2 rRNA genes are annotated in these 3,166 nt (G+C 48.9%); both read right to left on the bottom strand.

Annotated features, from left to right (window positions below):
- Window positions 1-20: 20 nt before the first annotated feature.
- Window positions 21-132 (bottom strand): 5S ribosomal RNA (gene rrf, locus WG905_RS19435).
- 107 nt (window positions 133-239) lie between these two features.
- A 23S ribosomal RNA gene (locus tag WG905_RS19440) occupies window positions 240-3,119 on the bottom strand.
- Between the last annotated feature and the right edge of the window lie 47 nt (window positions 3,120-3,166).

The following is a 3,166-nucleotide window of genomic DNA, read 5'->3' on the forward strand; positions in this document are numbered from 1 at the left end:
CTACAGGCTTTTGCTTTAAGATTTGGCACCGACCTACTCTCCCACGTGTTACCGCAGTACCATCGGCTCTGGTGGGCTTAACTTCTCTGTTCGGAATGGGAAGAGGTGGACACCACCGATATAGGCACCTAAATATTTTTAAAGTTATTTAGAACTTATCTATTCGATTATTGCACTAATTAACGATGACATATTATTGAAAGAAGTTAGTAATTGAAGAACAAACAACAGTTTGTTGCTTTTGAAAGCTTCGGATGATTAGTATTACTCGACTATGCTGTCGCCAGCTTTACATCTGTAACCTATCAACGTAGTAGTCTTCTACGGTCCTATATGGAATTCTCATCTCGTGGCTAGTTTCGCACTTAGATGCTTTCAGCGCTTATCTATTCCCAGCGTAGCTACTCTGCAATGCCCCTGGCGGAACAACAGATTCACTAGAGGCTGGTCCAACCCGGTCCTCTCGTACTAAGGTCAGCCCCACTCAAAATTCCTACGCCCACAACAGATAGGGACCGAACTGTCTCGCGACGTTCTGAACCCAGCTCGCGTGCCACTTTAATCGGCGAACAGCCGAACCCTTGGGACCTTCTCCAGCCCCAGGATGTGACGAGCCGACATCGAGGTGCCAAACCTCCCCGTCGATATGAGCTCTTGGGGGAGATCAGCCTGTTATCCCCAGCGTACCTTTTATCCTTTGAGCGATGGCCCTTCCATGCAGAACCACCGGATCACTATATCCGTCTTTCGACCCTGCTCGGCTTGTCTGCCTCACAGTCAAGCAAGCTTATGCTATTGCACTCCTCATACGGTTACCAAGCGTATTGAGCTTACCTTTGAAAGCCTCCGTTACCTTTTTGGAGGCGACCACCCCAGTCAAACTACCCATCAAACAATGTCCTCCACTGAGTGGAGTTAGACACCGAATACAGAAAGGGTGGTATTTCAACGTTGACTCCAGAACGCCTAGCGACGCCCCTTCATAGTCTCCCACCTATCCTACACATCCTGTATCCAATGTCAATGTTAAATTGTAGTGAAGGTGCATGGGGTCTTTCCGTCCCGTTGCGGGTACCCGGCGTCTTCACCGGGACCACAATTTCACCGAGCTCATGGCTGAGACAGCGCCCAGATCGTTACACCATTCGTGCAGGTCGGAACTTACCCGACAAGGAATTTCGCTACCTTAGGACCGTTATAGTTACGGCCGCCGTTTACTGGGGCTTCGATTCAATGCTTCGCCTTGCGACTAACATCCCCTCTTAACCTTCCAGCACCGGGCAGGTGTCAGGCCTTATACTTCATCTTTCGATTTTGCAAAGCCATGTGTTTTTGTTAAACAGTCGCCTGGGCCTTTTCACTGCGGCTGATATTGCTACCAGCGCCCCTTCTCCCGAAGTTACAGGGCCATTTTGCCGAGTTCCTTAGCCATGATTCACTCGAGCACCTTAGAATTCTCTTCCCGGATACCTGTGTCGGTTTGCGGTACGGGTTTTTATAACCTGAAGCTTAGCGGTTTTTCTTGGAAGTCTGATTACCTGCGCTATCCACTTACCCGAAGGCTTGCGGTACTATCAACGTTCAGCTAGAGTGGCGGATTTGCCTACCTCTCCAATACCTACAGTCTTCAACGATCTATTCCGTCAGATCGCGGCAGTGTCACTACTCCGTCCCCACATCGCAGTTATAAAAAGTACTGGAATATTAACCAGTTGTCCATCGAATTTCCCCTTCGGGTTCTCCTTAGGTCCCGACTAACCCTGATCCGATTAGCGTTGATCAGGAAACCTTATCCTTTCGGTGGGCGGGTTTCTCGCCCGCCTTATCGTTACTTATGCCTACATTTGCTTTTCCAGAAGCTCCACCACAACTTACGTCATAGCTTCGCTGCCGCTGGAATGCTCCCCTACCGTAATATAAATATTACCCATAGCTTCGGTGTACCACTTAATGCCCGTTTATTATCCATGCACGATCGCTCGACTAGTGAGCTGTTACGCACTCTTTAAATGAATGGCTGCTTCCAAGCCAACATCCTAGCTGTCTAGGCAATCGCACCTCGTTAGTTCAACTTAGCGGTAACTTGGGGACCTTAGCTGATGGTCTGGGTTCTTTCCCTCTCGGCGCGTGACCTTAGCACCCCGCGCCTCACTGCTGAGTATATTATCTAGCATTCGGAGTTTGTCTGGATTTGGTAGGATTTGACTCCCCCGCACCCAATCAGTAGCTCTACCTCTAGATAACTTTACCTCAACGCTGTTCCTAAAAACATTTCGGGGAGTACGAGCTATTTCCCAGTTTGATTAGCCTTTCACCCCTACCCACAGATCATCCGAAAACTTTTCAACGTTTATCGGTTCGGTCCTCCAGTACGTGTTACCGCACCTTCAACCTGTCCATGGGTAGATCACAAGGTTTCGCGTCTACCTCCCCTGACTATACGCCCTATTCAGACTCGCTTTCGCTTCGGATCCGTGTCTTAAACACTTAACCTTGCCAGAGAAGAGTAACTCGTAGGCTCATTATGCAAAAGGCACGCCGTCACGCCACCTGGACGCTCCGACCGCTTGTAAGCACACAGTTTCAGGTTCTATTTCACTCCCCTGTTCGGGGTTCTTTTCACCTTTCCCTCACGGTACTGGTTCACTATCGGTCTCTCAGGAGTATTTAGCCTTACCGGATGGTGCCGGCAGATTCCCACAAGGCGTCTCCGACCTCGCGGTACTCAGGATACTACTAGACTAATGTTACTTACGTGTACGCGGCTCTCACGCTGTCTCGCCAGGCTTCCCATCCTGTTCCACTTCATTTCATTAATGCCATATCGTAGTCCTACAACCCCAGTCATGCCGTAACAAAACTGGTTTGGGCTCTTTCCCTTTCGCTCGCCACTACTTAGGAAATCATTATTATTTTCTCTTCCTCTGCTTACTTAGATGTTTCAGTTCGGCAGGTTTGCGTACCTCGGTACGACTAGTCTTCAACTAGCCAGGTTTCCCCATTCGGAAATCTTCGGATTAATTCATATTTGCTAATACCCGAAGCTTATCGCAGCTTATCACGTCCTTCATCGCCTCTGAGAGCCAAGGCATCCCCTGTGTGCTCTTTATTACTTTCTTCTCTCCATAGCCTTTTGCGCCTATGGAAATGCTTTTTTTGATCTGTT

This window comes from Pedobacter immunditicola (assembly GCF_037482985.1).
GTDB lineage: Bacteria > Bacteroidota > Bacteroidia > Sphingobacteriales > Sphingobacteriaceae > Pedobacter > Pedobacter immunditicola.